At 70.6% G+C, this 2548-nt stretch carries 1 protein-coding gene and 2 pseudogenes; 1 reads left to right on the top strand and 2 read right to left on the bottom strand.

The window, feature by feature from the left end; genetic code table 11:
• Positions 1–1903, top strand: a 1903-nt coding sequence (locus tag AC08OQ_RS19205; RefSeq protein WP_476605917.1) for an MMPL family transporter, incomplete at its 5' end; no start/stop codon positions are given.
• 286 nt (positions 1904–2189) lie between these two features.
• On the opposite strand, the pseudogene AC08OQ_RS19200 reads toward AC08OQ_RS19205, so the two are convergent.
• Positions 2190–2299: pseudogene (locus AC08OQ_RS19200) on the bottom strand (IS6 family transposase); the annotation flags it as partial.
• A 111-nt stretch (positions 2300–2410) separates the two neighbouring features.
• Positions 2411–2500: pseudogene (locus tag AC08OQ_RS19195) on the bottom strand (SAM-dependent methyltransferase); the annotation flags it as partial.
• Positions 2501–2548 lie beyond the last annotated feature (48 nt).

The raw sequence follows: 2548 nt of genomic DNA, 5'->3' as shown, positions 1-2548 counted from the left end.
AGGCAGGACGGTGCTGGGTGTGTCACCGGTCAGTGCCGACGGGCGCACGGCGGTGGCTCCGGTAATCATGAAAGCGTCGGCGCTCGAACTCGACCTCGGCGCGATCAGACGGGTCTCGGCCACGGCCCGGTCCTACAGCGGCCCCGAGCTTCAGGTGGAGTTGGGCGGACCGGGCGCGACCGCGCTCACCTCGGCCGGCGTCCCGATCCGACCGCTGCTGGCCGCCCTCGCCGTCGCGCTGGCGGTCTTGTGCCTGACCCTGCGTTCGAGGGTGGCCGCCATGATCGCCGCGGTCGTCGCGGCCATGGCCACCGTCACCACCGTGGCCGTCACGACGGTGCTGTCCCACTACGTCCTGACGACTCCCTTCGCCGCTCTACTTGGCGGCATGATCGCCCTTGGGGTCAGCCTGGGCGGGTCCGTCCTGGTCGTCTACCGGGCGCAGACCGCGTTGGCGCGGGGCGTGAGCCCGGTCGACGCGGCCACCGAGGCGATGGTGAAGTCGGTAGCCGCCCTGGCCTCCGGTGGCGTGTGCCTGAGCGTGGCGATGACCGGGGTGCTCCTGCTGAACCTGGGCCCGTTCACGGGAGTCGTCCTCGCGGCCGGGGTGGCCGGGGTGCTCAGTGCCCTGGTCACCCTCACGCTGTTGCCGGCGCTGCTCGTCCTCGGCGGCACCCGGATGCTGGGCTGGCTCGGACGGCATTCCCTGACCACGACGGGTCGTGGCCTACCGCACCGGCCGGGCGTGCGATCGTGGTGGGCCAGGCAGGTGGGGCGTCACCCGGCTGTCGCCGTGGCCGCGGCGTGCGTGCTGCTCGTCGCCCTGGCAGCGCCGGTGGTCACCCTGCGGCTCGGTGGCGGCGACGCGGGCGCGGAGCCCACGTCGGCCACCGCGCGGCGCGCGTATGACGTGGTCAGCCGCGACTTCTTCAGCGGTCTTAACGGGCCGATGCTCGTCGTCGTCGACCGGGGGGAGGGCAGCCGGACCGTCACCGTGACCGACGTCGTCACCGCCCTCAACACGACGCCGGGGGTCAAACACGCGTACGCCTCGTTCGACAGTCCCGAGTCGGGCCTGGCCCTGATCCAGGTGCTGCCGCAGGCGGGTCCCCGGTCGACGGACTCCTACGACCTGGTGCACCGACTGCGGAACGACGTCCTGCCGGCGGTCCTGCGGCCCACCGTGATCCGCGCCTACGTGGGCGGGCAGGCGGCGTTGTTCGCCGACATGGCCGCGGATTTCCGCGGCGCGCTGCCGATGTTCGTGTTCGTGGTCCTGCTCGCGGTGGGCGCGCTGACCTTCCTCACGGCCTCCTCGCGCGTCACTGCCGCCGTACTCGCCGTTTCGGAGCTGTCGTGCGGCCTCGCAACGGTCGGTGTCCTGGCGGCGCTCTTCCAGCAGGACCGTTTCGCCGGGAAACTGGGCCTCCAGGCTGGTCCGATCGAACCGTTCATCTTGGTCTTCGTGCTGGTCGTCGGGTTCGGCCTGTCCCCGGGCATGAACCTGAGCCTGCTGAGCAGACTGCGCGAAACCGATGCGCCAGGCTGGCGGGCGCTCGAAGGCGACGCGGTCAGCCGCGGCCACGCCGACGTGGGGCACGTCGTCCTCACCATGAACCTCATCATGATCCTGGCGTTGTCGGTGGTCATGGCGCAGCCGTCCCGCACGCTGAAGCTGCTCGGGGTGGGTCTGGCGGTCGGTGTGGCGCTCGACGCGTTCGTGGTGCGAGCGGTCGTCCTCCCCGCGCTGGTGCACCTGGATCGGCGCCGCGAAACCGCTGGCGGCGTACCCGCCCAGCGCCGGCCGGCGAGGGTGGCCACGAGGTCGTACGACCCGCCGTCGGCGCCATCCCATGCGGGCAACGGCACGCGCGGCGGCCGTTTTTCCCGGAGGAGTACATAGGGATGGGGCCCGGGCGTGTTGCGTTCCGGGGAACGTTCCCGGGCGACGTTCCCCGGAACGTTGCCCGGGGAGTGGTGCGGGCTAGGCCCCGGGGGTCTGTTGCATTGCGGGACAGTACGGTAGGATGAACCCGGCCGGATCGGTGATCAGATCGCCCGCATGAGCTCGGCGAAGGCAGCCGTCAGCCGCACCTACGGGTCGGCGTCGACGTCAGGTTCGTAGTGTCCGCGGCGAAGATTCCGCACGAACGCGTGTCCGGCGCTGATCGTCTGGGCGGAACGGAACCCAGCGCGTAGCGCGGGTACCACCGGACCGCGAGCACGATCACCTCGGGTGGGAACCGAAATCCGTGAACTCCGGGACCGGGACAGGCGGACAAGGGCGGCAGCGAGCCATCATCCGACCATGCCCCGATGTCGGCGCGGCCCCCGGCCCCCGCCGATGCAGCAGTCCCTACTTCCCCGTTATCGGTAGGTAGGGCCGCGCGAAACCTTCAAAAGTCAGATCATCCGAGGCCTCGCGGTCCACCGGGTGGTTGTCCTTGCCGCCCATCCAGTAGTTTCAGATCCGAGCTGAATGCGGCGTCGCCGTGTCGATCTTCGGATGGTCCGTCGGGTTCCCGGTGCCATTGTGCTGCTCAGCTAC

The sequence above is a fragment of the Frankia sp. CcCS3 genome, from assembly GCF_977927575.1.
Note: the sequence above shows the minus strand (reverse complement) of the source record. Positions and strands in the feature narration are given on the sequence as shown.